Here is a 22,079-nt window from a genome sequence, read left to right as displayed (position 1 = left end):
GGTCTACAGTGTCGGCCACGGCCATCACGCGATCGTCAGATGTCTTCACAAACTCCGAATGATCACGTGGTGGCCGTCTTCATGCCACCTCCAGGCCCAAGATCGCGAAGTGTCACTGGAGTACTAGAGGCGGTGGTGGTTCTGGCCAGCCACGCCGTGACAGCCAGCACCGCCGCCGAGAGCGCAGCCACCACCGGAAGGTTCGCCGGATCTTCCACCCAGCGTAGCCAGCCGAAGGTGACGCTCATGAGCGGCGACACGATGAACACGGCCCGCCGCCCTACAGGAGAGCGCACTGCCACTACCGCCGCCACCGCGAACACGAGAAGGGGGAGGTAGCCCGCCCATGGCAAGGGAATCTGAGTACTCGCCACGACGCTCGCGAGCATAACGGCCGTCCATCCGACCAGCCGCCGGGCACCCAAAGGCGCGGGACCGGATGACGGAGCGAACGTCAGGATCACGGCGGTCAGGCACGCGGGCAAGACGAACCGCACCACGCTTTCGAATCCCGACCCTACGAGGAGCACGCCGTCCCACACCACGTAGATGGAAGAAAGGCCAGGATCGGGCGGGCTGGCGACGAGCCCGGCGTACAGCACGGTCCAGCCCCATGCCACGGTGGCCGCGACCTTTCGCGAGTTCCGCCATGCCAGGAAAGCGATGACTCCGTAAGGCAGCGCGATGGCGAGCGTCTTCAGCGCCATTTCCGGGCTGTTGTTCGCGTATCGCAGCGCATCCCCGGCGTAGGCGGCGGCTCGGCCGAGTTCGAGGATGAGCAGCCAGATCGGTGCGAGAAGCGCCGCGAGGTTGAAGGCGGCATGCCAGTGCCGGCGGGAAACAGGTCCCACGGCACAGCGCAACCGGATGGTCAAGGCTCCTTGCAGCAGGTCGAAGGTCTCGCGGGCACTCGGCCGGTCTCGGCCGGACGCGGCTGCCGCGAGGAGCACCGCGACCATTTCCTCCTCGTGCAACGCGCGGTGCTCCTTCGGATACCACGCCAGTAACCGCCGGTAACGATCCTCCAAGCTCACGTGGCGCTCCTGAAGAACACGGCAAGGCCCGCTTCCCGACCGGACACCGCCGACTTCATGCTGAACGCCGGGCGGAGTTTGGCGCGCAGGCGAGAGGATGCGGTGTCGGCGTTGCGACGCAGGTGCTCCGCTTCGGCGGCCAGCCGGGCTTCGCCCTCGGAGGTGAGACGGTAGTAACGCCGCGCGCGGCCGTCGACGACCTCCTCGGCGTCTACGGTGGGATCATGGGCGACGATGAGCCGAGGTTCGGCTACGGCCAAGGGCGGCGGCCGCTGTGGAGCGAGCGCGATCGCGATGCCGAGCGAATCCGGGACGCACTGCGTGCTGCCGGGCTGATGGAGTTCAGCGACGGCCGGGCCGGGTTCGTGGTGGAAGGCGGGGGCGCGGAGCGGCCCTTCCTGGTGGCTTTCGCCGGGCCCGCGAGCGGTGCCGGGGACCAGGTTGCCGCGTACGTGGCGGCGTTGAGGGCGGCCGGAATGCGGGCCGAGCCCGACTCCGATGACGAGCAGAGCCTGCGGGTGTGGCCGGCCTGATGAGCGGTCGGCCGCCATGGTGTGGTGCGGTCAGCGGGGGCGGCGCCGCTGGATGGGGTCGGCTTCGGCGGTGATGCGGGCGGAGGTCTCCTCGCCGAGGCGTACGTAGCGGCCGAGGCTGGCCAGGTGCTGGTGACGGCTCTTGGCCTGCAGTTCGGGCGCGGTCCGTCCGGCTTCGGCCAGGTGCTGGAGCGCCGAATGACGTAGCTGATGCAGGGTCCACCCTTGGCGGTGCGGGTCGAGTTCGGCCGAGGCGGTCTTGAACAAGTATTCGGCGCGCGGGTAGGACAGGCGGCCCCGCCCGGTGACGGGACAGATGTCGCCGGATGCCGGCGCGCGGCGTCCGGCGGCGGGAGCGCGCCGGTCGACCAGGAACACCGGCCCGGCGGTGCGGCCGGTCAGCAGGCGGGGCAGCAGCCGGGCCGTCGGGGTGGCCCAGTGTACGTATTCGATGGCGCCGCCCTTGCTGATGACGCGGGCGCGGCGGAACTCCAGGTCGAGGTCCTCGACGTTGAGGGTGAGGATCTCCTCGGCTCTGGCGGCCGTGTCGTACAGCATCCGCCACAGCAGGCGTTCGCGCAGGGCGTGCTGGGGGTCGGTGAACAGCTTGTCCAACCGGGCGGCCGGGATGGCGCGGTCACCACGCCGGGCGCTCTTGCGCCGCTCCAGCCGCCGGGCCGGGTTGGTGGCCAGCAGGTCCTGGCGCTGGGCCCAGATGGTGAAGGAGACCAGCGCGGACAAGTGCCGGTTCCAGGTGGCGGCGGCCGCGGCCGTCCAGCGCGCTCCATCACCGCGGCGTACTGCTCGGGCGTCAGCGCGGCAACCGGACAGTCCGGCCCGGCCACGGCGGTCAGGCGGGCGAGGGTCTCGGCGTAGCCGGCGCGGGTGGTGGCCGCCTGCACCGACTCCAGGAAGCGCTCGACCGCGGCCGTCATCGACGAGCCAGTCGATGAGGCGGGCGAGGGCCCGGCGGCCGGGGCCGGCAGGCCGGGGAAGGACACGACGGACACGGTCGTCCTCCAGACAGGCGATGTGACACATAATGTAGCCGAGTCGCCGTCGCGGCGGCGGACACCGAGCTGGGGGGACATGGTCCGGCGAGCGCCAGTGTGACAGATAATGCAAGTTCTGCGTCACATGATCACAGGCTCGATGACGGCTCACCCCGGAGCCGGGACGTTTCTGGTCTCGTTCGACACGAGGCACGTCTGGCGGAACATCGGCGTCGTGGCGGCTCGCCGACCGCGCTGTTCATCTTCGCCCCCCACCCCTATCAGAATCACTTGGGAAGTCGTGAGTCATCAGCAACCCGGGCAATTCCCCGCGGGAGGTGATGCCGAGCTTGGGGTATGCGTTGTAGAGGTGATAGCCGACGGTTCGAGGGCTGAGGAAGAGCTGAGTGCCGATGTCGCGGTTGCTCAGGCCGGTGGCCGCCAGCCGGACGACCTGGAGTTCCTGGGGCGTGAGGCGGCTTAGAGGGTCGTGGTCATCCGCGTGCGACGTCACGCTTTCACCGGCAGCACGGAGTTCGGTGGCCGTGCGATCTGCCCACGGCTTGGCTCCCAGGCGTTCGAAGCTTTCAAGTGCGGAGCGCAACTGGAGGCGAGCGTCGGTCTTGCGGTGCTGTCTGCGCAGCCATTCGCCGTACAGGAGCTCGGTGCGAGCGCGTTCAAACGGCGGGTCGCCGTTCTGGCGGTGCAGGTGCACGGCTCCTGCCCAGGCGTCCTCCCCGGCGCCGAGGAGGGCTTGACAGCGTGCGGCGATCGCCTGTCCCCATGGCCGGGTGGTGTGGTCGGCCCAGTCGGCGTACCAGCGGGCGGCCTCCTGCGCCTCTGCCTGTCGACCCGTGCGGGCCGCGGCCTCGACCAGGTCGGGGATGCTGTGGACGGTGCCCAGCTTGTTCGGGCCGTTCACCGCCTCGCTCAGCTTCTCCAGCGCGGCCTCGTGCCTGCCGAGGCCCAGGTCGAGCAGGGCGTTGATGACCGTGGCCCTGGAATAGCTGGGCGCCGCGCCGTGTGTCGTGATCTGTGCCGTTAGCTCCTTGCAGCGTTCCTGGTCGCCCTCGATGGCGGCGAGGTGCGCCAGGATGGCCCAGAGAAAGACCAGATTGTGGCTCTGGCCCGTGTCGTGGGCGATGCGTATACCCTCGGTCGCGCTGGTCCGGGCATCGCGGTGCGCGCCCAGCCAGAGCTGGGTGCGGGCAAGCAGCATCAGCGCGCGTGGCAGCACGCCGATCGCGCCCTGGGCCCTGCTCTGACGTTCCAGGCGGACGGCTCGTTCGTGGGCGGCGCGATAGTCACCGAGCAAGGTCTCCCACCACGCGATCCTGGCGTTCTCCCGCAGACCGGACGGGCCCGCCGCCAGATCCCGGTCGAGCAGCAGGCGTACGGCGAGGGAGGCTTCGACCATGCCGCCTCCAGGCCGGCCCAGCGCGGTGATGTGGCCGGCCAGCTCGCCGATGCGCCGGGTGTCGGGGATCTTCAGTCTGTACGCGTGGTCGGCCGCGGCTCGTACCGCGGGGAAGTCGCCCGCCGTCCAGGCGGTCTCGACGGCGGAGAACAGCAGGTCGGCCGCGAGGCCGGGGGCCTGCCCGGCGACGGCGCAGGCCGCCTCCCCCAAGAGCTGGTGAGCGGAGGTGGCGCCGCCGCGCTCGTCCGCCAGGTGTGCTCGGAACCGGGCGATCTCCGCCGCGGCCACCGGGTCGGGCGTCAGGGCGGCCGCGTCGTCGGCGAGGATCGCCGCCCGCTCTTGCTGGCCGGCGTCCGCGGCGGCTCGGGCGGCGCGGGCCAGGCGGCGCCCGCGCTCGTGCGGGTCGGCGCTGAGCCTGGCGGCGCGTTCGAAGGCGGCGGCCACGGCCGCGTGTCCGCCGCGGTGGCGCGCGCTTTCCGCGCTGCGTTCGAGCTCGGCCGCCACCTGTTCGTCCGGTCCGGTGCTCGCTGCGGCCAGGTGCCAGGCCCGCCGGTCTCCGTCCAGCACCTCGGCGAGGGCCCGGTGGACGGCCAGGCGCCTGCTGAGGCCGGCGCTGCGGTAGGCGGCGGTTCTGATCAGAGGGTGTCGGAAGACCAGGCGGCCGTCGGACATGCCGAGCAGGCGCTTGGTCTCGGCGGGCTCCAGGTCGGATACGTTCGCACCGAGGAGTTCGGCCGCGCCGAACACAGTCGCCGGTTCGCCGTCCTCTTCGGCGGCGGCCACCAGCACGAGCGTCTGGCTCGGCTCGGGCAGCGTGGCGATGCGGTCGGCGAAGGTCTGCTGGATGCGGCTGACGGCGGAGGAGACACGCAGGCCGTACGGGAGCGCCGCGAGCTGGCCCTCTTGCTGGGCGGCGAGCAGTTCCAGCATGGCGAGCGGATTGCCGCCGGATTCCTGGAGGATCTGGTCACGGATGTGTCTGGGCAGCTCTCCCGCATGTTCGCCGAGCAGATGCGCGGCCGCCTCCGGAGTCAGACCTGCCAGCCACAGCTCGGCCACGCCAGGCGTGGGAAACGGCGGAGCGTGCACCTCCCTCGCGGCGAACAGCATGACGACGCCCTCTGCCTCCAGGCGGCGGGCGGCGAACAGCAGCGCCTCCGCCGACGCGCCGTCGAGCCAGTGTGCGTCATCGATGATGCACAACACAGGTCGCTCCTCGGCCAGGTCGGCCAGCAGCATGAGCACGCCCAGGCCCACGAGGAAACGGTCGCCTTCCACGGCGGCGGCCATTCCGAGCGCACCGCGCAGCGCCTGTTCCTGCCTTTCAGGTAGCGCGCCGATCCGGTCGAGCACTCCTTTGAGGAGCAGATGCAGGCCTGCGAAAGGAAGTTCGTTCTCCGCCTCGATCCCGGCTCCGCGGATGACGCGCAGGTCGGTGGCGGCCTCCACCGCGTGGTCGAGCAGGGCGGACTTGCCGATCCCCGCCTCGCCTCTGAGCACGAGCGCGCCGCTCCTGCCATGGCGCGCTCCCCGCAGAAGCCGGTCGATCGCGCCCGTTTCCTCACGCCGCCCGTGAAGCATGCCGATAAGCCTACCTTCGGGCAATTGCCGACATTTACGGCATTAGTACCACCTTGCCGATAGTGTCCCTGGACTCCAGCGCAGCATGCGCGGCGCCCGCGTCGGAGAGGGCGAAGCGCTGGACCAGGGGCGAGAACGTGCCGTTCGTCACCATGGTCAACGCACGTTCCTCCAGCCTGCGCACACCGCCCGGCCGGCTCAGCATGCTGGGCCCGGGGGCGGCGCAAAGGCTCAGCCCGTGTTCGTAGAGCTCGCGGGAGGACACCTCGACGGGGCTTCCGCTCACCCAGCCGTACATGATCAGCCTGCCGCCGTGTCCGAGCAGGCTCAGGGCGGTACGGCCGATGCCGCCGCCGATCCCGTCGAACGCCACGGTGACTTCCCTGCCCTGCAGCTCCTCGTGGACGCGCTCGGCCCAGCCGGGCCGGGTGTAGTCGGCGGTGACGGCCGCACCGAGCCTGCGCGAGATGGCGATCTTGGCTGGATCACCGGCCGCCCCGACGACGGTCGCGCCCCTGCGTACCGTGGCTTGGACGAGGTGGCTGCCGACGCCGCCCGCCGAGCCGAGCACCAGCACCACGTCCTCCGGCGTGAGGCGTGCGACGTCCAGGATGCCGACCGCGGTACGTCCGGTGCCGATGGCCGCCACGGCAGCCTGGTCCGGCACACCGTCGGGGATCTCATGCACGGCGGCGACCTCCCGTACCGCGAACTCGGCGTAGCCGCCGCTGGCCAGGCCGAGGCAAGTGACGACACGCCTGCCCAGCCAGCGCCGCTCGACTCCGTCGCCGAGCGCCTCGACCACGCCCGCCACTTCCCTGCCCGGGATCATCGGCAGGTCGGGCAGCCACCGATCGGCGCCCGAGCGGATCGCGAGGTCGAGCCGGGTGACCCCGGCGGCGGCCACCTGGACGCGTACCTGACCCGGGCCGGGCTCGGGGACGGCAACGTGGTCCTCCAGGATCAGTTCACGTGCGCCGCCGAAGGCGTGCTGCCTGATGGCCCTCATCATCAGGTGCCGTACGGGTGCGCGGACTTGGCGGTCTTCAGAGCGCGTGCCCACCACACGAGCTGGCCCAGCATCGTCGTGGCGGCCCGCTCGGGGGCCGCGGGGTCGACGTGCCGGCCGTCGGCGTCGAAGGCGCGCCAAGGATCGACGAAGCTGACTGTATCCCTGATCGTGACCGCGTGCAGCTCGGCGAACACGGCGCGCAGCGCCTGGGCCGCGTGCTGGCCGCCGGAGATTCCGCCGTAGGAGACGAGGCCCACGGGCTTGGCCTGCCACTCGCTGTAGTGCCAGTCGATGATGTTCTTGACCGAGGCCGGGAAGCTGCGGTTGTACTCAGGGGTCACCACCACGAACGCATCGGCCGCGTGCAGCCGCTGCGACAGGCCGGCCATCCGAGGCGTGGGCGGCAGGCCCGGAGGCAGCGCCACCGGCAGGTCGAAGTCGGCCAGATCGATCACGTCGACCTGCAGGCCGCCATGTGCCTTCGCCTGGGCAGTGAACCAGTTGCCCACGACGTGGCCGAAACGGCCTTCCCTGGTGCTGCCAATGATGATCGCCACGTTCAGCATGATGTGTGTCCTCCTTCAGGTGAACTGAGGAGGATGACGCTAGGGCGGCCGGCGGCGACTGCTCCTCTGTCGATTGACTGGGGTCTGACGAACTGGACGGCCGACCCCAGTCAATCGACAGAGGAGGCGGCCGAGGGGCCGCTCGTAGCGTTGGGGATATGAGCGCAACTGTGACGTTCGTTTTCGATATCCCCTGCGTGTGGTCCTATTTCGGCTTCACGCGTCTGCAGCGGGCATTGGCCCGTTTCCGCTCCGAAGGCGGCCAGGCTGACGTCGTCTTCCGCCCGTTCCAGTTGGATCCGGACGCGAGCGTGGAAGGAGAGCCCAAGATCGAGGTGCTGCGCCGAGCCTTCGGCGACGAGGCGGAGAGCGCCGTGGCCGGGATCACGGCCATGGCCGCGGAGGAGGGCTTGGGCTTCCGGCACGAGAAGGCGATCTACTCCAACACGTTCGAGGCTCACCGGCTCATCGCGGTGGCCGCTCGCCAAGGACTGGGTGAGGAGATGGCCGAACGGCTCTTCCGCGCCCACCACTCCGACGAGCTCAACATCGCCGAGGTGGGCACGCTGAAGGCGCTCGCCGACGAGATCGGCGTCCAGTGGAGTGACGAAGGCGCCGGAGAGACGAGAGCCGAACTCGACCGGGTACGGCGCTCAGGCATCCGGGGGGTGCCGGTGTTCCAGTTCGCCGGTCGGCCGGCGTTGAGCGGCGCCCAGTCGGAACAGGTCCTGCTGGCCGCGCTCGCGTCCGCCGGTCGGCGTTCATGAACTGTTGAGGAGACTCAGATGACACAGATCACCCATCGTCACGTACAGGTCGGCGACATCCGCATCCATGTGGCCGAGGCGGGTTCGGGCCCGTTGGTCATCCTGCTCCATGGCTTTCCCGAGTCGTGGTACTCCTGGCGCCACCAGCTCGTGGCGCTGGCCGAGGCGGGATACCACGCCGTGGCACCCGACCAGCGCGGCTACGGCGGCACCGATCGACCCGCGGCTGTCGAGGATTACACGATCCTGCACACGGTCGGCGACGTCATCGGCCTGACCACCGCCCTCGGCCAGGAGCAGGCAGTTGTGGCCGGCCACGACTGGGGCTCGGGCGTGGCCTGGCACAGCGCACTGATGCGGCCCGACCGGGTGCGCGCGATGATCGCGCTGGGCGGCCCGTACGGGGCGCGGCCCGCCAGCGCACCGCTGGCCACCATGCGCGCGCAGGCAGGCGAGAACTTCTACGTCGCCTACCTCCAGCATCCGGGAGTCGCGGACCACGAACTGGCGCAGGACCCGCGCGCCACGATCCGCCGGGCCCTGCATGGCGCCTCCGGCGAGGGGTACCCGTGGAACCCGATCGTTCCGCAGGGTGGCGGGCTCCTGGACACCTGGCCGGAGCCTGCCACCCTGCCCGGCTGGCTGACCGAGGAGGACCTCGACGTCTACGCCGCGGACTTCGAACGCACCGGGTTCACCGCCGCCTTGAACTGGTTCCGCAATCTGGACCGTAACTGGAGGCTGACCAGCCCGTGGCAGGACGCCGTCGTCACCCCTCCGGCCCTCTACATCACCGGTGACAGGGACAGCGCCGCAACCCTGCCGGGCGGCAAGGAACTGATCGCCGGCACCTCGCCCCTCGTGCCGAACCTCCGGGATTCGGTCGTGCTGCCGGGCTGCGGCCATTGGACGCAGCAGGAACGGCCCGAGGCGGTCAACGCGGCATTCATACGCTTCCTGAACTCCTTGTGATGCGAGCTCGGCGATGACGCACGCCACGACAGATCCACTACCGAACATGCGAAGCGAGACGAACATGACTGAGCGGCCCAACGCCTACCACTTTCCCGCCGACGAGCATGACGCACGCCAGATCGAGCGACTCGTCCGGGACATCGAGACCGGCTTCAACGGCAAGGACGCCGAGGTGCTCGACGGCCGGTTCGCCGCCGATGCGATCCTGACCGTGCCTGACGGCACGACCCTGAGAGGATGGGACGAACTCTTCGCCTACCACAGCGCTCGCCTGGCCGGCCCGGTCAGCGACTGGAGTACCCGGCTCTCCATCCTCAGCGTGAGTTCCCTCAGCACGGAGATCGCGATCGTCCACGTGCGGCAGGACACGACGACCCCGGACAGGGCCTTCAGCAACCACGGCATCATTGTGGCGGTCAAGAAGGACGACTCGTGGTGGATCAGCGCCATGCAGAACACCAACGTGATGTGATGTGGGCGGGCGGCGTAGTGGACGTCGCGGTTGTCGTCGAAGTCGCCGGGCAGGTACTCAGCTGGGTAGGGGGACTTACCTGGCATGGACTCGATCCTCTCAAGAGATCAAGTCTCCACCGAACCCCAGGGCGATTACGTCCGCTCGGCAGCCGGGCGATTGTTCGCCCCCGGGCATTTGGGTGAGCTGACCGGCTCGTGCCGGTCGAGCTCGTCGATGCTGTCCTGGAGGAGACCCGCGGCGTGCAGCGTCGTCTGCGCGCGCAGCCCGGCCGATGACGTAGTTCGTCGGTGGCGTACGCGCCGAAGCGGCTGATGTGGGCCCGCAGGTAGGGAGCGATCTGGCCGAGTTGGTCGGCGGTGATGCTCCAGCCCTCGGCGACCAGCTGCCGCACGACGTCGGAGATGTCCAGGGCGTTGTGGAAGACGACCAGGTTGGCCAGCAGGGTGTTGAACTTGATCAGTTTTTCCTGCTCTTCGGGGTCGTTGTCGGCCAGCACCCCGCCGAACCCGAGCCACTTGGAAAACCCGTTGTAGGACTCGACCTTGTTCGTCGCCGCGGTGACGCGCGCCCCCAGCGCCGGGTCGGCCAGATACCGCAGCAGGGCGACGGTGCGTACGCTGCGGCCGACCTCCCGGAAGGCCTTGTAGATGCGGTTCTTGCGGGAGTTGGACCGCAGGCGCCGCATCAGCGTGGTCGAGCTCAGGCGGCCTCCGTACCGGATGCTGGTCTCGGCCAGGAGATTGTCGATGTAGGTGTCCACCTGGGTGCTGTCGGCGGCCACCGTGCTGCCGTCCCCCCATGCCTTGACCACGTCCAGTTCGGCGAAGGCGTTGACCACATCGGCGATCGGGGCGTTCAGCTTCTTGAGGGTGATGTGCCGGTTGCGGACCATGGACAGCTCGCGGGCGGTGACGCCGGCGATGTGCTTGGCCGCCTCGTACGGGCCGATGTTGATGCCGCCGGTGAACACCGCCAGCGAGTACCGCCCCAGCTTGTCTTTGATCTTGGGGTCGGAGCTGGAGGCGGGACCGAAGTGGCGATACCAGGTGAGCCAGTGAGCGGTGCGCGCGACGATCGACAGCAGTGAGCGTCACCCTGGCCGTGCTGCTCGGCGCGCAGCAGCGAGCGGTGCTGGACCTGCTGCTGGACCCGGGTCAACACGGCGTCCTCGACGTCGGCATGGCGATGCCCTCCTGATGGTTTGATGGCCCGTCCCGGTCCGGGAGGGGGGCTGAGAGGGGTGTGGGGGTTTGCCGCTCGTGCGCTCGGCCTGTGCAGCCCCGCTGCCGGACCTTGGCTGGAGCGGTGGTCTCGATTGTTGGGTTCGAGACCTCGCACACAGCACGGACCGAGGCAGGCAATGATGGGGAAGATGGCCCTTCGCGTGCAGCCGCTGGGTGCGGCATGGGCGCGTGCCTTGGAGCTTGGGGGCGATCAGGCCGGAATGGACCGACCCGCAGCCACTGGCTGGACAACAGACCGGGTGGCTGCGGGTACCTCCATTGACAGATGGCCGGGCCGGCTATGGGGCAGGAAGGCGAATGATCGGGTCCTGGTCCGGTGTCACGTTGCGGCCATCGCCCGAGACGATGATGATCGCGCCCCACGGGCACACGTGAGCAGCCTGGCAGGCTATCGCGTCAACTCGGGGATGGCGGTGCGGGGTTCAGCAGCGTCACCTTGCCGGCCTCGGTATACCGGCACCGGCGCAGCGCTCTCAGTCCACGCTGATAGTCACTTGCTTCGCGTCTTCGAACCGGATGGGCAGAACTCGGCCTGGATCACAGTCTTAGCCATGTCGAGGGAGTTGTGCTGGCCATACTGGTCGATGTTCATGTTGGTGGCGATCATGCGCTTGGCGTCCCGGGTGCCCATCGCGAAGGAGAACCCACCGGTGATGGCGCCGCCGATGCCCCAGACCTTCACACCGCACGACAGCTCCCACGAAAAGACGCCGGTACCGTACGTGGTGTCGGTAATCCACGTGTCCTTCCAGGTGCCGTCCGGCAGCTTGATCCCGGTCTTGACCATGGTGAACATCTCCCGCTGCTGGGCGGACGGGAGAAGCTTGCCGCGCAGCAGCGCGCCGGCGAATCGGTTGAGATCGCCGACCGTGGAGACCACGCCGCCGGCCGCCCAGCCGGTGGTGGCACTCTGGTCGGTCACGTCGTAGACCTTGGCGTCGGCTTCGGTGGCGAACAACGTCGAGTAGTGTCGTGGGTGCGGGCCGCGTATCTTCGTTTCCTTGCCGGGCAGGTACGTCCCGGTCAGGCTCAGGGGGCGGACGATCCGCCGCGAGATCTCGTCGGCGAGCGTCTTGCCGGTCACCTTCTCGACGATCATCCCGGCAAGGATATAGCCGGTGTTGGAGTACACGAAGCCATCACCCGGTACCTCGAAGGAGCGCGGATTGCGCAGGCCGATCTTCACGAGCTGCTCAGGCGTGTAGGTGTCGTAGCGGTGCTCGAGCCACGCGGGGCCGGAGAGCTTGGCGAACTCCTCCTTGTCGTTGCCGTAGTTGAAGATCCCGCTGGTGTGGTTGAGCAGGTGCCTGATGGTGATCGTGCCGCCGTCGTTGTTGTTGCCCTTGACCAGGCCGGGCAGCCACGTGTCCACGGTGTCGTCGAGGCTCAGTTTCCCTTCGGCCGCCAGTTGCAGGACCACGGTGGCCGTGAACGGCTTGGCGGCGCTGCCGATGCGGAACCGCTCGTGCGGCTGACGCTTGCGGCCGGTTCGGGTGTCGGCCACCCCTGCTGAGCCGAACCACCGCCCACGATGGTCGCGAACCTCGGCGACCATGCCGGGCACACCGCCGTCGGCCACGGCCTGGTCAAGCGCTTTCTGGACCTTGGCGTGGTCGGGGGCGTCCGCCGCGGAGGCAGATGCCGCGGGGGCCGCCGTTGCGACCGCCGCCAACGCCACGGTGGTGATGAGCAGCCCTGCCGTTGAGGGGAGGGATTTGGTCATGTCGATTCCTTCCAGGCGAGGGACATCAGCGCGACACTGATCGCCTCGCTCGCGATAGTACTCATTCAGTGCAGGCAAAAAGCTAGCTTGCATTCACCAAAGAAGCAACATCAATCCTCAGCATTCTCCTGTATGCACAGGTAAACAGCTATGAGACTTGCAATGGGTGCGCGAATGAATGCAAGACGAATGAGCGAACTTGCAATGAGATGCCGATGAACGCAATACTGTCCATCCGCCTGCGGACACATCAAGCGGGCTGGGCATGGCACAGCGACAGGAGGCACGCCCAATGCCGGGAGGCAGGCTGACTTACCAGGACCGCCGGCACATTGCCGCGGGGCTGGCCGAAGGACTCACCTACACCGAGATCGCCAAGAGCCTGCAACGGCCGATCTCCACCATCAGCCGGGAGGTGACCCGCAACGGCGGAGCCGACAGCTACCAGGCCGCCCGGGCCCATCAGGCGACCGAAGGCCGGGCTCGCCGGCGCAAGCAGGCCCCGGCCCCGGCCCCGGCGCCACCGCCTGCCACCGGCACGCCCGGGCGAGACCCCCAAGCGGTTCACGCGCTAGAGGAACGATTCACCGCAGCGATGATCACAACAGGGCTACCGCGAATGACCGCCCGGGTGCTCACCTGCCTGTGCACCACCGACAGCGGCAGTCTCACCGCCGCCGAACTCGTCCAGCGTCTCCAGGTCAGCCCGGCGTCCATCTCCAAGGCCATCGGCGAACTCGAACAGCACGAACTGATCCGGCGTGAGCGCGACCCCCGCCGGCGGCGCGACCGGTACGTCATCGACCCCGACGTCTGGTACCGAGCCTGGCTGGTCAGCGCACGGCAGAACGCCACCATGGCCGACCTCGCCCGTGACGGAGCCGAAATCCTCGACTCCGCCACTCCTGCCGGCGCCCGACTGCGGGACATGAGCCAGTTCTTCGAGCACGTCAGCCAAAACCTGGTCCAGGCCGCCGAGCAGTGGCGGCAGGATTTCATGTCGAGGCGAACGACGGATCGTTAGAGCAGAGTACGACCCCAGGCTTATGTCACTGCGTAGGTGCAGGTCAGCGTCCGAGCCGATCGAGGTGTACCTCCAGCGCGAAAGTACCTGTGGGGACCCCGTTAACGCCGGATTCCGTTCCAATCTCGCTGACCCCCGCCTCTGGCGGGACGCGCCCTACTTCACCGACGCCGAACGCATCGCGATGGAACCGTCGAATCCGTGCTCACCCCGAACCCGTGGGGCGAGCGCGTCCCCCGGAGAGGAAGGGCCAACCACCGCTGCGAACGCGTACGTCCGCGGCCACCTCGCCGGCCGACCGGCCGTCGGTCTCGATGCGCAGGTGACCTGCCCCAGCACGGTCGAGCACCGCGGCCTCGCGCGCCGCCCGTTCGGCGATGCGGTGCAAGGCGTCGGAGCCCAGCCCGCGCAGCTCGTCACCCGGTATGGCCGGCCCGCCGCCCCGGCCACGCTGCGCGACGCGCCCGGCCAGCGTCGCCGGTCCGGCGTGCAGGCGGCACACGGTCACGGCCGCTCCGGGCAGCGACTCGGCGTAGCCACGGACGACGTCGCCGGAGTCGGCCTCCCCTGAGACGACCAGGCACCGGGCGCCCATCGCGCGATATCCGCTCCAGACGGCCGCGAGGTTACGCGCCTTGAGGCCGTGGCCGTCCACGTGAGGACGCAGCGCGCCGACCTGCTTCACATCGACATAGGCGGCTCGCACGCCGGTCCCGTAGATCTGCCGGAAGATCTCGTACCCGACCGTCGACTTCCCCACCGCCGTGGCACCGCAGAGCCACAACACGGGGAGCGGCGCTCCTGGCGGGGCCGGCGGCCGGCTCTGCCGGTCGACGGAACTCTTGGGCGTCACGGCGGGAAGGACACCCGGCCATCCCCCCAGCCGCTCACGGACCAGCCGGGCGGCTTCGGGCACCGTGACCCCGCCGGTGGCCACGCACACGTCGGCGTACTCGCTCCGTTCCAGGGCCTCGGCCTCGGCGAGCGCTTCCTCCACCAGGTCCGGGCGCCACCCCCGCCCGAGGAACCGGCCCTTGAGCTCGGCGCTGCCGACGCGCAGCCGGCACAACGTGAACGCGGCCTCGGGAAGAAGGTCCGTGTACGTGCGAACCTCCTCGGAGGTGTGGACGAAGCCGGCAAGGACCAGACATCGCACCCCTTCCTCCAGGAAGTTCGGCAACATCGCGGCCAGGTTCTTCGCACGAACGTGATGCGTCGTGCCCTCCGGCGTGGGATAGCACAGGCTGATCTGGTCGGCGTCGACGAACGCGGTCTTGACGCCACTCCGGCTCAGCTGCGCGAAGAGTTCCCAGCCGACCGAGGACTTTCCCACACCCGTCGGCCCTGAGAGCCAGAGCAGGGGCACCCGTACATCGCTCATCCGCGCGACACTAATGGGCTGCCGACGGAGCGAGCGAACGGATTTCGGCGGGCGTGCCCCGAGGCGGCCGCGGCCGCCTACCACGACACCCCCGCCATGATCATCTGGCAGCTCCGCCGCCCTCTCTGAGAGTTTTCGACCTCCTGGCATGTGGCGGTGCCGGTCGGCCTATTATGTATACGCATCCGTATGCGTTTATGAAATGAGGTGGCCGGAGTGGTGAAGGTCCTCGGCAAGGTCGGGTTACTCGTTCTCGCTCTCTTGACCGGCGCGGCCTGGCTGGTCATCCTGCGGTTGAAGAACGTGCCGGCGCCGCTGCTGGTGGTCTACGGGCTGCTGCTGGCAGGGTCCGTGATCGGGCTGCTGTGGCCCCGTGTGCTCGGCCGGCGGTCCACACGACGCCGGGTGCTGGCGTTCCTCGGGGTGCCGGCCGGCCTGGGCACGCTGGGGCTCTACCTCGCGGTCGTGTACTACGTCACCGATCTGCCGGTGCTGCTGGCCCTCGCAGCCGCGGGCTGCCTGGGATGGGCGGCGGCCGCCCTCCTGCGCGGACGCCGGAGGGCGGGCGGTCCGCACGCCCGGCCGACCAGGCGCGCCTTCCTGCTGGGCGGTGCCGGTCTGGTGCTGGGCGTGCTGAGCGGGCTGTCGATCAGCCGGGTGGAAGGACAGCGACGCGAGATGCTGGCCCGGCGCGAGCAACAGCGGCAGGCGGCCGTACGCGCTCCTGGCAGGCGGCGGCGGGTCACTGACGGCGCCCTGCGGGTGTTCCCGATCCACACCGGCGACACCATCGTCACCTACGGCCAGTTCTACGGCGGCCTGGACGGCTGGGAGGGGTTGAACGGCTACGTGCGCACCCTGGTGGACAAGGCGCAGATCACGGTGCCGGTCTACGCCTACCTCATCGACCACCCCCGGCACGGACTCCTGCTGGTCGACACCGGCGTCAACAGGGAGCAGGCCCACGATCACGACGGGTACTACGACATGACCTCGCGCCTGCTGAGCGAGCGCGACGAGTATCAGATGACCCCCGAGCAGGATCTGCGGGTCCGCCTGGCCCGGCTCGGCTACGACGCCGATGAGGTCACCACCGTGTTCCTCACCCACGTCCACGACGACCACGCGGGAGGGCTGCGCCACCTGCCCCAGGCGACGGTGGTGATGGACCGCCGCGACTGGGACCACGGCGTGTTCTATCCGTACTCCTTCGACCTGGTCAAGGAGAACCTTTCCTTCCCCGCCTTCGATTCCGGCGCCTTCGGGGCCTTCCCGGCCAGCCAGGACCACTTCGGCGACGGCAGCATCGTCCTGCTGCCCACCCCCGGCCACTCGCCCGGCCACATGTGCGTGCTGCTGCGTATGGACGAAGGCGGCGTGCTGTTCATGGGCGACACCCTCTACACGCTGCCCCACCTGGCCGTCGACCAGGTCCGCCAGATGACCATCGGCGGGGCCGACACGGTCCACCAGATCGAGGCGGCCCGGCGCATTCAGAGCCTGCTGGCCTCCGACACCGGCGTCGTGCCGCTGTTCGCCCACGACAACACCCGCTACCAGTCCGATAGGGTCTTGTCCGCGTTCGCCCAGGGAACGCCGGGCAAGGAGGGGCTGCGGGAGTTGCGCGCGCACATGGAAACCGTCCTCACCCCCGGCTGGCGGCTGCGGCCCGGGCACGCTCCCCGCTTCGTACCGGCGGCGTCCGGTGCGCGATGGGGGCGGGTGGAGTTCGGATGACCTCGACGCGGCGCACCCGGGGCAGGCCGCGCGACCCCGAGGCGGACGAGGTGATCATGAAGGCGGCGCTGGAGTTGTTCGTGGAGCGCGGCCTGGAAGGCGCGAACTTCGAGCAGATCGCCAAGCGCGCCGGCGTGGCCAAGGTGACCGTCTACCGGCGCTGGTCGTCGAAGGAGGAACTGCTCACCCAGGCGATCGAGCGGGCCCGCACGCTCGTCCCCGAGGCCGATGTCTGGGCCGCCACCGACGCCGCGGCGCAGCCGGCCGGCGAACAGCTCATGGACTCCTGGGTACGCACCTTCGGCGACGCCCGCTTCCGGGCGATCCTCGCCCAGCTCATCGGCTCCAGCGTCACCCGGCCGTCACTCCTGGCCACCTACCGCGAGCAGTACATCGAGCCGCGCCGCCGGGCGATCCACGCCGCCATCGAGCGTGCCCGCCGCGACGGGCGACTGGACGGCGACGCCGAGATCGGCCCGGGGATCGACGCGGGGATCGACACGGTGATCGACATGGTCGTGGGCGCGGCCATGTACCGCATGCTCATCGACCCGGACACGCCGGCCGACCCCGGCGCCGCACGCCGCTACCTGGAAGAGGTGCTCCACCAGGCCGACCGGCTGCTGAGGCGCCCCGACCGGCCTGAGGACCAGCGCGGCGGTCACGCGCCGACGTAGGCCGCGAGGTGTTCGCCCGTGAGGGTGGAGCAGGCGGCGACGAGGTCGGCGGGAGTGCCCTCGAAGACGATCCGCCCGCCGTCGTGCCCGGCGCCGGGGCCGAGGTCGATGATCCAGTCGGCGTGCGCCATGACCGCCTGGTGGTGCTCGATGACGATCACCGACTTGCCGGCGTCGACGAGCCGGTCGAGCAGGCCGAGCAGCTGCTCGACGTCGGCGAGGTGCAGGCCGGTGGTGGGCTCGTCGAGAACATAGACGCCGCCCTTGTCGGCCATGTGGGTGGCCAGCTTCAGCCGCTGGCGCTCGCCGCCGGACAGCGTGGTGAGCGGCTGGCCCAGGCTGAGGTAGCCGAGCCCGACGTCGGCGAGCCGCCCGAGGATGGCGTGCGCGGCGGGCGTGCGGGCCTCACCTGCGCCGAAGAACTCCTCGGCCTCGGTCACCGGCATCGCCAGCACCTCGCTGATGTCGCGCCCGCCGAGACGGTATTCCAGCACCGACGCGTCGAACCGCCTGCCCTCGCACTCCTCGCACGTGGTGGTGACGCCGGACATCATCCCGAGGTCGGTGTAGATGACGCCCGCGCCGTTGCAGGTGGGGCAGGCGCCCTCGGAGTTGGCGCTGAACAACGCCGGCTTGACGCCGTTGGCCTTGGCGAACGCCTTACGGATCGGGTCGAGCAGCCCGGTGTACGTCGCCGGGTTGCTGCGCCGCGAGCCGCGGATGGGGGACTGGTCGACCGACACGACGCCCGCGGAGGCGGGGATGGAGCCGTGGATCAGCGAGCTCTTGCCGGAGCCGGCGACGCCGGTGACCACGCAGAGCACGCCGAGCGGGATGTCGACGTCGACGTCCTGCAGGTTGTGGCGGTCTGCGCCGCGGATCTCCAGCTTGCCCTTCGGGGTGCGTACCGACGGCTTGAGCTGGGCGCGGTCGTCGAGGTGACGGCCGGTGATGGTGTCACTGGCCCGCAAACCGTCGACGGTGCCCTCGTAGCAGATGGTGCCGCCCGCGGTACCGGCGCCGGGGCCGAGGTCGACGACGTGCTCGGCGATCGCGATCGTCTCCGGCTTGTGCTCGACGACGAGCACGGTGTTGCCCTTGTCGCGCAGCCGCAGCAGCAGGTTGTTCATCCGCTGGATGTCGTGGGGGTGCAGGCCGATGGTGGGCTCGTCGAAGACGTAGGTGACGTCGGTGAGCGCGGAGCCGAGGTGGCGGATCATCTTGGTGCGCTGCGCCTCGCCGCCCGACAGCGTGCCCGCCGGCCGCTCGAGCGAGAGGTAGCCGAGCCCGATCTCCACGAAGGAGTCGAGGGTGTGCAGCAGCTTGGCGAGCAGCGGAACGACCGACGGGTCGTCGAGGCCGCGGATCCATTCGGCCAGGTCGCTGATCTGCATCGCGCAGGCTTCCGCGATGTTGACGCCCTTGATCCGCGAGGAGCGGGCGTCCTCGCTGAGCCGGGTGCCGTCGCACTCGGGGCAGGTGGTGAAGGTGACCGCACGGTCCACGAACGCCCGGATGTGCGGTTGCATGGCCTCCCTGTCCTTGGACAGGAACGACTTCTGGATCTTCGGGATCAGGCCCTCGTAGGTGAGGTTGACGCCGTCGACCTTGACCTTGACCGGCTCCTTGTACAGGAAGTCCTGCAGTTCCTTCTTGGTGTAGTCGCGGATCGGCTTGTCGGGGTCGACGAAGCCTGACTCGGCGTAGACGCGTACCGTCCAGAAGCTGTCGGACTTCCAGCCCGGGATGGTGAACGCGCCTTCCGAGAGCGACTTGGAGTCGTCGTAGAGCTGGGTGAGGTCGAGATCGGTGACCGTGCCGCGGCCCTCGCAGCGCCCGCACATGCCGCCGATCCGCGTGTACGTCGCCTTCTGGGCCTTGCGGTTGTTGCCGCGTTCGACCGTGATGGCGCCGCTCGCCCTGACCGTGGGGACGTTGAAGGAGAAGGCCTGGGGGGAGCCGATGTGCGGCTCGCCGATCCGGCTGTAGAGGATGCGCAACATCGCGTGGGCGTCGGTGGCGGTGCCGACGGTGGAGCGGGGGTCGGCGCCCATCCGCTGCTGGTCGACGATGATCGCGGTGGTCAGTCCGTCGAGGACGTCGACCTCCGGCCTGGCCAGCGACGGCATGAAGCCCTGCACGAAGGTGCTGTAGGTCTCGTTGATCAGCCGCTGCGACTCCGCGGCGATCGTGCTGAACACCAGCGAGCTCTTGCCCGAGCCGGAGACGCCGGTGAACACCGTCAGCCGGCGCTTCGGGATCTCGACGCTGACGTCCTTCAGGTTGTTGACGCGTGCGCCGTGCACGCGGATCACGTCGTGGCTGTCGGCGGTGTGCGGCGCAGGCGACTGCGGGTCTTTCCTCGTGGTCATGCTCATCGTTTCTCCGTTCCTCGTGCGGGCGGCCTCTCGCGGACCTGGGCTTGCGTCGCCTGGCTCGATCAGGCTTGAGCGTACGCGTGGTCGTCCTGCGCTCCTGCCACGCGGCGCCGGGGAGCTCGGAAGGCGGACGGGACGAAGCCCGCGTGAGGGGTGAGGCCCATGACCGTCACGTTAGGCGCGAGCCGGGCGCCGGCGCTTCTCGATTCCTGATCGGTCTGCGATCGGCCCCGTGACCTGCGGCGCTCACCCGATCCGTCCCCGCCGGGACCATCATGGTCCGGGCCTGTGTCCCCCTCGGGGGCTGCTCCTTCGTCTCCTCACCATGAGCGACAACCTATCCCCGCGAGAGCGGCGCAGCCGTACCGGATTCCGGCCCGCACCCACGACACCATGTGTGACACGTCGATGAACGTGTTCTTGTGGATCGTGCAGGTTTTCCTGGCCGTCATGTTCGCCATGTCCGGCCTGGTGAAGATCCTCCAGTCGAGGGACAAGCTGGTCCCCAAGTATCCGTGGGTCCAGGATTTCTCCCCGGCGTCAGTGCGGTCGATCGGCACGCTGGAGTTGCTCGGCGCGATCGGGCTGGTCGTGCCGGCCGCCACCGGAATCGCGCCCTTCATGACGCCGGTCGCCGGGACGGCGCTGGCGATCATGATGGCGGGGGCGGCGGTTCTGCACATCCGCCGTGGAGAGGTGTCCGGATTGACGGCGCCAGGGATCCTGTTCGTGCTCGCCGTGCTCGTCGCCTGGGGACGGTTCGGCTCCTACGGCTGGTGAGCCGCCCCGGCGCCTCGATCAGACCAACGATCGCATCTCGCCGCCAACGGCGGCGAACCCCAGAAAGTACGCATCGACCTGAGGAGAGATCGCATGTCAGCTACCGAGCTAACACATAACAAGGCAACGTTCCGACGTTTTCATGACGCCATCAGCACCGGCGATGCGGAGATCATCGCCAAGACGATCGACGAGTTCGTCGATCCGGACGTGCGGATCGGCACCCCGCTGCCGATAGAGACGAAGGGGACGCAAGCGCTGAAGGATGTGCTCGCCGCGCTTCACCGGGCCTTCCCCGACCTGCACGTCGAGATCGAGGACATGATCGCCGAGGGGGACAGGGTCGTCACCAGGAACACGGTGACCGGGACGCACCGGGGTGAGTACATGGGCGTGCCCCCGACCGGCAAGTCCGTCACGTACAAGGAGATCATCATCGCCCGCTTCGCCGACGGCCGGGTCGCCGAGACCTGGGCGGTCGTCGACGTCCTCTCGGTGATGCGGCAACTCGGCGCCATCCCGTCCTGATGACGGCGTACCAAGGGGTCCGGCTCGGCAGCGCGCCGGACGCCTTGGCTCGGGCCATGCGATCGCCTCCACTCCCGATACGGGAGGGGAGGGCGATCTGACCAGGCGCGGGTGACGACACTCCTCAAGGCCGGCGTTCATCGTTAATCTTCGAGAATGTGGTCAACCTATCGACCGTCTGGCGCGTTGGCGTTCGTGGCGGCCGCCGCACTCGTCGGCACCGTCGCCCCGGCATCGGCCGCGCAGGCGCACGAAAGGCCCGCCGGCGCGGCCGGCCGAGTCCTTCGTGTCTACACCAACAACATCGAGAACCTGGTCAGAAACAACGCCGACGGCTCGTGCACCCGGATCTCGGGCCCCGACCACCTCACATCGATGCTGGTCGACGACCTCGGCAGGACGGGCACCTCCGGCGTGCGGGCGCCGGACCTCCTGATCGTGCAACAGGTCCGCGGCACAGGACAGGCCACGGCGTACGCCGACCAGCTCGCAGCCAAGTTCGGCTACCCGGCGGGCACGTACGGAGCGATCGTGGCCTGGGACGACCCCGAGCCGTGGGGCGGCTCGCACCACTGCAGCCGGCAGTCGCTGGGTGACCTGAAGAAGAAGCAGACCAACGCGATCATCTACAACACCAGAACGCTGAGCCTGGCGGCGGGCGACATCTCGAAATACTGGAGCGCGGGCTGGCTGAAGCCCGGCACCTCCTACGCCGGGGGAGCCGGGTGCACGCTGTACAAGCCTCCCAGCAACGACGACAGCGCGGCCAACACCCACAAGTGGAAGCGCACGAGCGCCATCGCGGCGCGGTTCTCGATCAAGGAAACGGGGACGACGGTCTTCGCCGCGACCATGCACCTTCCGGAGCAGAACGGAGCGAATGCCTGCGCGGGTGCGGGCACCACCGGCATCGCGAACTCGGGCATCCATGTCGGCGCGGACGCCACGCGCCTGATGAACGCCTCGACGATCCGGGTGATCGGCATCGACGCGAATCGCACGAACATCGCCTCTTCGACGCTGGGCGGCTTCGGCATGACCGGCTACGGAGCGCGGCCGACCATGGGCTCCCGCAAGATCGACTATCTGTTCGTCAAGGGCGCCGTGCAGCCGTCGAGCATCGATCACACGGTGGGCGGCACGAAGTCCAACCACCTGGCGCTGTACGGATTCATCACCTACTGAGCCGGCGCTGATGACGCGGTCGCTCCGGCAGGCGCGTAGCGGCCGCGACGTCGGCGATGAGGGTGAGCCG

19 protein-coding genes and 1 pseudogene are annotated in these 22,079 nt (G+C 69.2%); 11 read left to right on the top strand and 9 right to left on the bottom strand.

What is annotated here, in order from left to right:
- Nucleotides 1-62: 62 nt before the first annotated feature.
- Nucleotides 63-1,034 carry a hypothetical protein gene (locus tag ABGA98_RS43205; RefSeq protein ID WP_347624286.1) on the bottom strand — a complete coding sequence of 324 codons (972 nt, stop codon included), beginning with the start codon at nucleotides 1,032-1,034 and terminating at the stop codon, nucleotides 63-65.
- Between the two features lie 224 nt (nucleotides 1,035-1,258).
- On the opposite strand from ABGA98_RS43205, the gene ABGA98_RS43200 reads away from it, so the two are divergent.
- Entirely contained in the window at nucleotides 1,259-1,567 is a 309-nt protein-coding gene (locus ABGA98_RS43200) for a hypothetical protein (RefSeq protein WP_347624285.1), read from the top strand.
- Between the two features lie 30 nt (nucleotides 1,568-1,597).
- Here ABGA98_RS43200 and ABGA98_RS43195 read toward each other — a convergent pair whose 3' ends face one another.
- The 4 genes from ABGA98_RS43195 to ABGA98_RS43180 form a co-directional block, all read right to left on the bottom strand.
- Nucleotides 1,598-2,308, bottom strand: a complete 711-nt coding sequence (locus ABGA98_RS43195) for a site-specific integrase (RefSeq protein ID WP_347624284.1) — start codon at nucleotides 2,306-2,308, stop codon at nucleotides 1,598-1,600.
- A 510-nt stretch (nucleotides 2,309-2,818) separates the two neighbouring features.
- The gene (locus tag ABGA98_RS43190; protein ID WP_347624283.1) at nucleotides 2,819-5,557 is read right to left on the bottom strand and encodes an AAA family ATPase; all 2,739 of its coding nucleotides are present in this window, start codon (nucleotides 5,555-5,557) and stop codon (nucleotides 2,819-2,821) included.
- 34 nt (nucleotides 5,558-5,591) lie between these two features.
- Nucleotides 5,592-6,566, bottom strand: a complete 975-nt coding sequence (locus ABGA98_RS43185; RefSeq protein ID WP_347624282.1) for a zinc-binding dehydrogenase — start codon at nucleotides 6,564-6,566, stop codon at nucleotides 5,592-5,594.
- 2 nt (nucleotides 6,567-6,568) lie between these two features.
- Complete coding sequence (locus ABGA98_RS43180) at nucleotides 6,569-7,135, bottom strand: NAD(P)H-dependent oxidoreductase (RefSeq protein WP_347624281.1); 567 nt, start codon at nucleotides 7,133-7,135, stop codon at nucleotides 6,569-6,571.
- Nucleotides 7,136-7,293: 158 nt separating this feature from the next.
- Between ABGA98_RS43180 and ABGA98_RS43175 the strand changes: the two genes are divergently transcribed.
- The 3 genes from ABGA98_RS43175 to ABGA98_RS43165 all read left to right on the top strand — a co-directional run bounded on the left by ABGA98_RS43175 (nucleotide 7,294) and on the right by ABGA98_RS43165 (nucleotide 9,349).
- Nucleotides 7,294-7,902, top strand: a complete 609-nt coding sequence (locus tag ABGA98_RS43175; RefSeq protein WP_347624280.1) for a DsbA family oxidoreductase — start codon at nucleotides 7,294-7,296, stop codon at nucleotides 7,900-7,902.
- A gap of 18 nt (nucleotides 7,903-7,920) precedes the next feature.
- The gene (locus ABGA98_RS43170) at nucleotides 7,921-8,874 is read left to right on the top strand and encodes an alpha/beta hydrolase (RefSeq protein ID WP_347624279.1); all 954 of its coding nucleotides are present in this window, start codon (nucleotides 7,921-7,923) and stop codon (nucleotides 8,872-8,874) included.
- 64 nt (nucleotides 8,875-8,938) lie between these two features.
- Entirely contained in the window at nucleotides 8,939-9,349 is a 411-nt protein-coding gene (locus ABGA98_RS43165; RefSeq protein WP_347624278.1) for an SgcJ/EcaC family oxidoreductase, read from the top strand.
- On the opposite strand, the gene ABGA98_RS43160 is transcribed toward ABGA98_RS43165, so the two are convergent.
- Complete coding sequence (locus ABGA98_RS43160) at nucleotides 9,318-10,427, bottom strand: Tn3 family transposase (RefSeq protein ID WP_347624292.1); 1,110 nt, start codon at nucleotides 10,425-10,427, stop codon at nucleotides 9,318-9,320. The genes ABGA98_RS43165 and ABGA98_RS43160 overlap by 32 nt on opposite strands.
- A gap of 659 nt (nucleotides 10,428-11,086) precedes the next feature.
- The gene (locus tag ABGA98_RS43155; protein ID WP_347624277.1) at nucleotides 11,087-12,412 is read right to left on the bottom strand and encodes a serine hydrolase domain-containing protein; all 1,326 of its coding nucleotides are present in this window, start codon (nucleotides 12,410-12,412) and stop codon (nucleotides 11,087-11,089) included.
- 172 nt (nucleotides 12,413-12,584) lie between these two features.
- Between ABGA98_RS43155 and ABGA98_RS43150 the strand changes: the two are divergent.
- Nucleotides 12,585-12,809 (top strand): annotated as a pseudogene (locus ABGA98_RS43150) (helix-turn-helix domain-containing protein); the annotation flags it as partial.
- Nucleotides 12,810-12,914: 105 nt separating this feature from the next.
- The gene (locus ABGA98_RS43145) at nucleotides 12,915-13,343 is read left to right on the top strand and encodes a helix-turn-helix domain-containing protein (RefSeq protein WP_347624291.1); all 429 of its coding nucleotides are present in this window, start codon (nucleotides 12,915-12,917) and stop codon (nucleotides 13,341-13,343) included.
- A gap of 205 nt (nucleotides 13,344-13,548) precedes the next feature.
- Here ABGA98_RS43145 and ABGA98_RS43140 read toward each other — a convergent pair whose 3' ends face one another.
- Nucleotides 13,549-14,724, bottom strand: coding sequence for a hypothetical protein (locus ABGA98_RS43140; RefSeq protein ID WP_347624276.1), 1,176 nt, complete (start codon nucleotides 14,722-14,724; stop codon nucleotides 13,549-13,551).
- Nucleotides 14,725-14,940: 216 nt separating this feature from the next.
- Between ABGA98_RS43140 and ABGA98_RS43135 the strand changes: the two genes are divergently transcribed.
- Entirely contained in the window at nucleotides 14,941-16,461 is a 1,521-nt protein-coding gene (locus tag ABGA98_RS43135) for an N-acyl homoserine lactonase family protein (protein ID WP_347624275.1), read from the top strand.
- Nucleotides 16,458-17,138 carry a TetR/AcrR family transcriptional regulator gene (locus ABGA98_RS43130; protein WP_347624274.1) on the top strand — a complete coding sequence of 227 codons (681 nt, stop codon included), beginning with the start codon at nucleotides 16,458-16,460 and terminating at the stop codon, nucleotides 17,136-17,138. Before ABGA98_RS43135 ends, ABGA98_RS43130 begins: the two co-directional genes overlap by 4 nt.
- Here ABGA98_RS43130 and ABGA98_RS43125 read toward each other — a convergent pair.
- Nucleotides 17,123-19,516: an excinuclease ABC subunit UvrA gene (locus tag ABGA98_RS43125; RefSeq protein WP_347624273.1), complete on the bottom strand. Its 2,394-nt coding sequence runs from the start codon at nucleotides 19,514-19,516 to the stop codon at nucleotides 17,123-17,125. The genes ABGA98_RS43130 and ABGA98_RS43125 overlap by 16 nt on opposite strands.
- A 393-nt stretch (nucleotides 19,517-19,909) precedes the next feature.
- Between ABGA98_RS43125 and ABGA98_RS43120 the strand changes: the two genes are divergently transcribed.
- The 3 genes from ABGA98_RS43120 (at nucleotide 19,910) to ABGA98_RS43110 (ending at nucleotide 22,009) form a co-directional block, all read left to right on the top strand.
- Nucleotides 19,910-20,296 (top strand): DoxX family protein, encoded by a 387-nt coding sequence (locus tag ABGA98_RS43120; RefSeq protein WP_347624272.1) that lies wholly within the window; start codon nucleotides 19,910-19,912, stop codon nucleotides 20,294-20,296.
- A gap of 93 nt (nucleotides 20,297-20,389) precedes the next feature.
- Entirely contained in the window at nucleotides 20,390-20,824 is a 435-nt protein-coding gene (locus ABGA98_RS43115; protein ID WP_347624271.1) for an ester cyclase, read from the top strand.
- 195 nt (nucleotides 20,825-21,019) lie between these two features.
- Nucleotides 21,020-22,009 carry a hypothetical protein gene (locus ABGA98_RS43110; protein WP_347624290.1) on the top strand — a complete coding sequence of 330 codons (990 nt, stop codon included), beginning with the start codon at nucleotides 21,020-21,022 and terminating at the stop codon, nucleotides 22,007-22,009.
- Nucleotides 22,010-22,079 lie beyond the last annotated feature (70 nt).

It is taken from the genome of Nonomuraea sp. B1E8, from assembly GCF_039871515.1.
Lineage (GTDB): Bacteria > Actinomycetota > Actinomycetes > Streptosporangiales > Streptosporangiaceae > Nonomuraea.
This window is presented reverse-complemented; position numbering and strand designations above follow the sequence as displayed.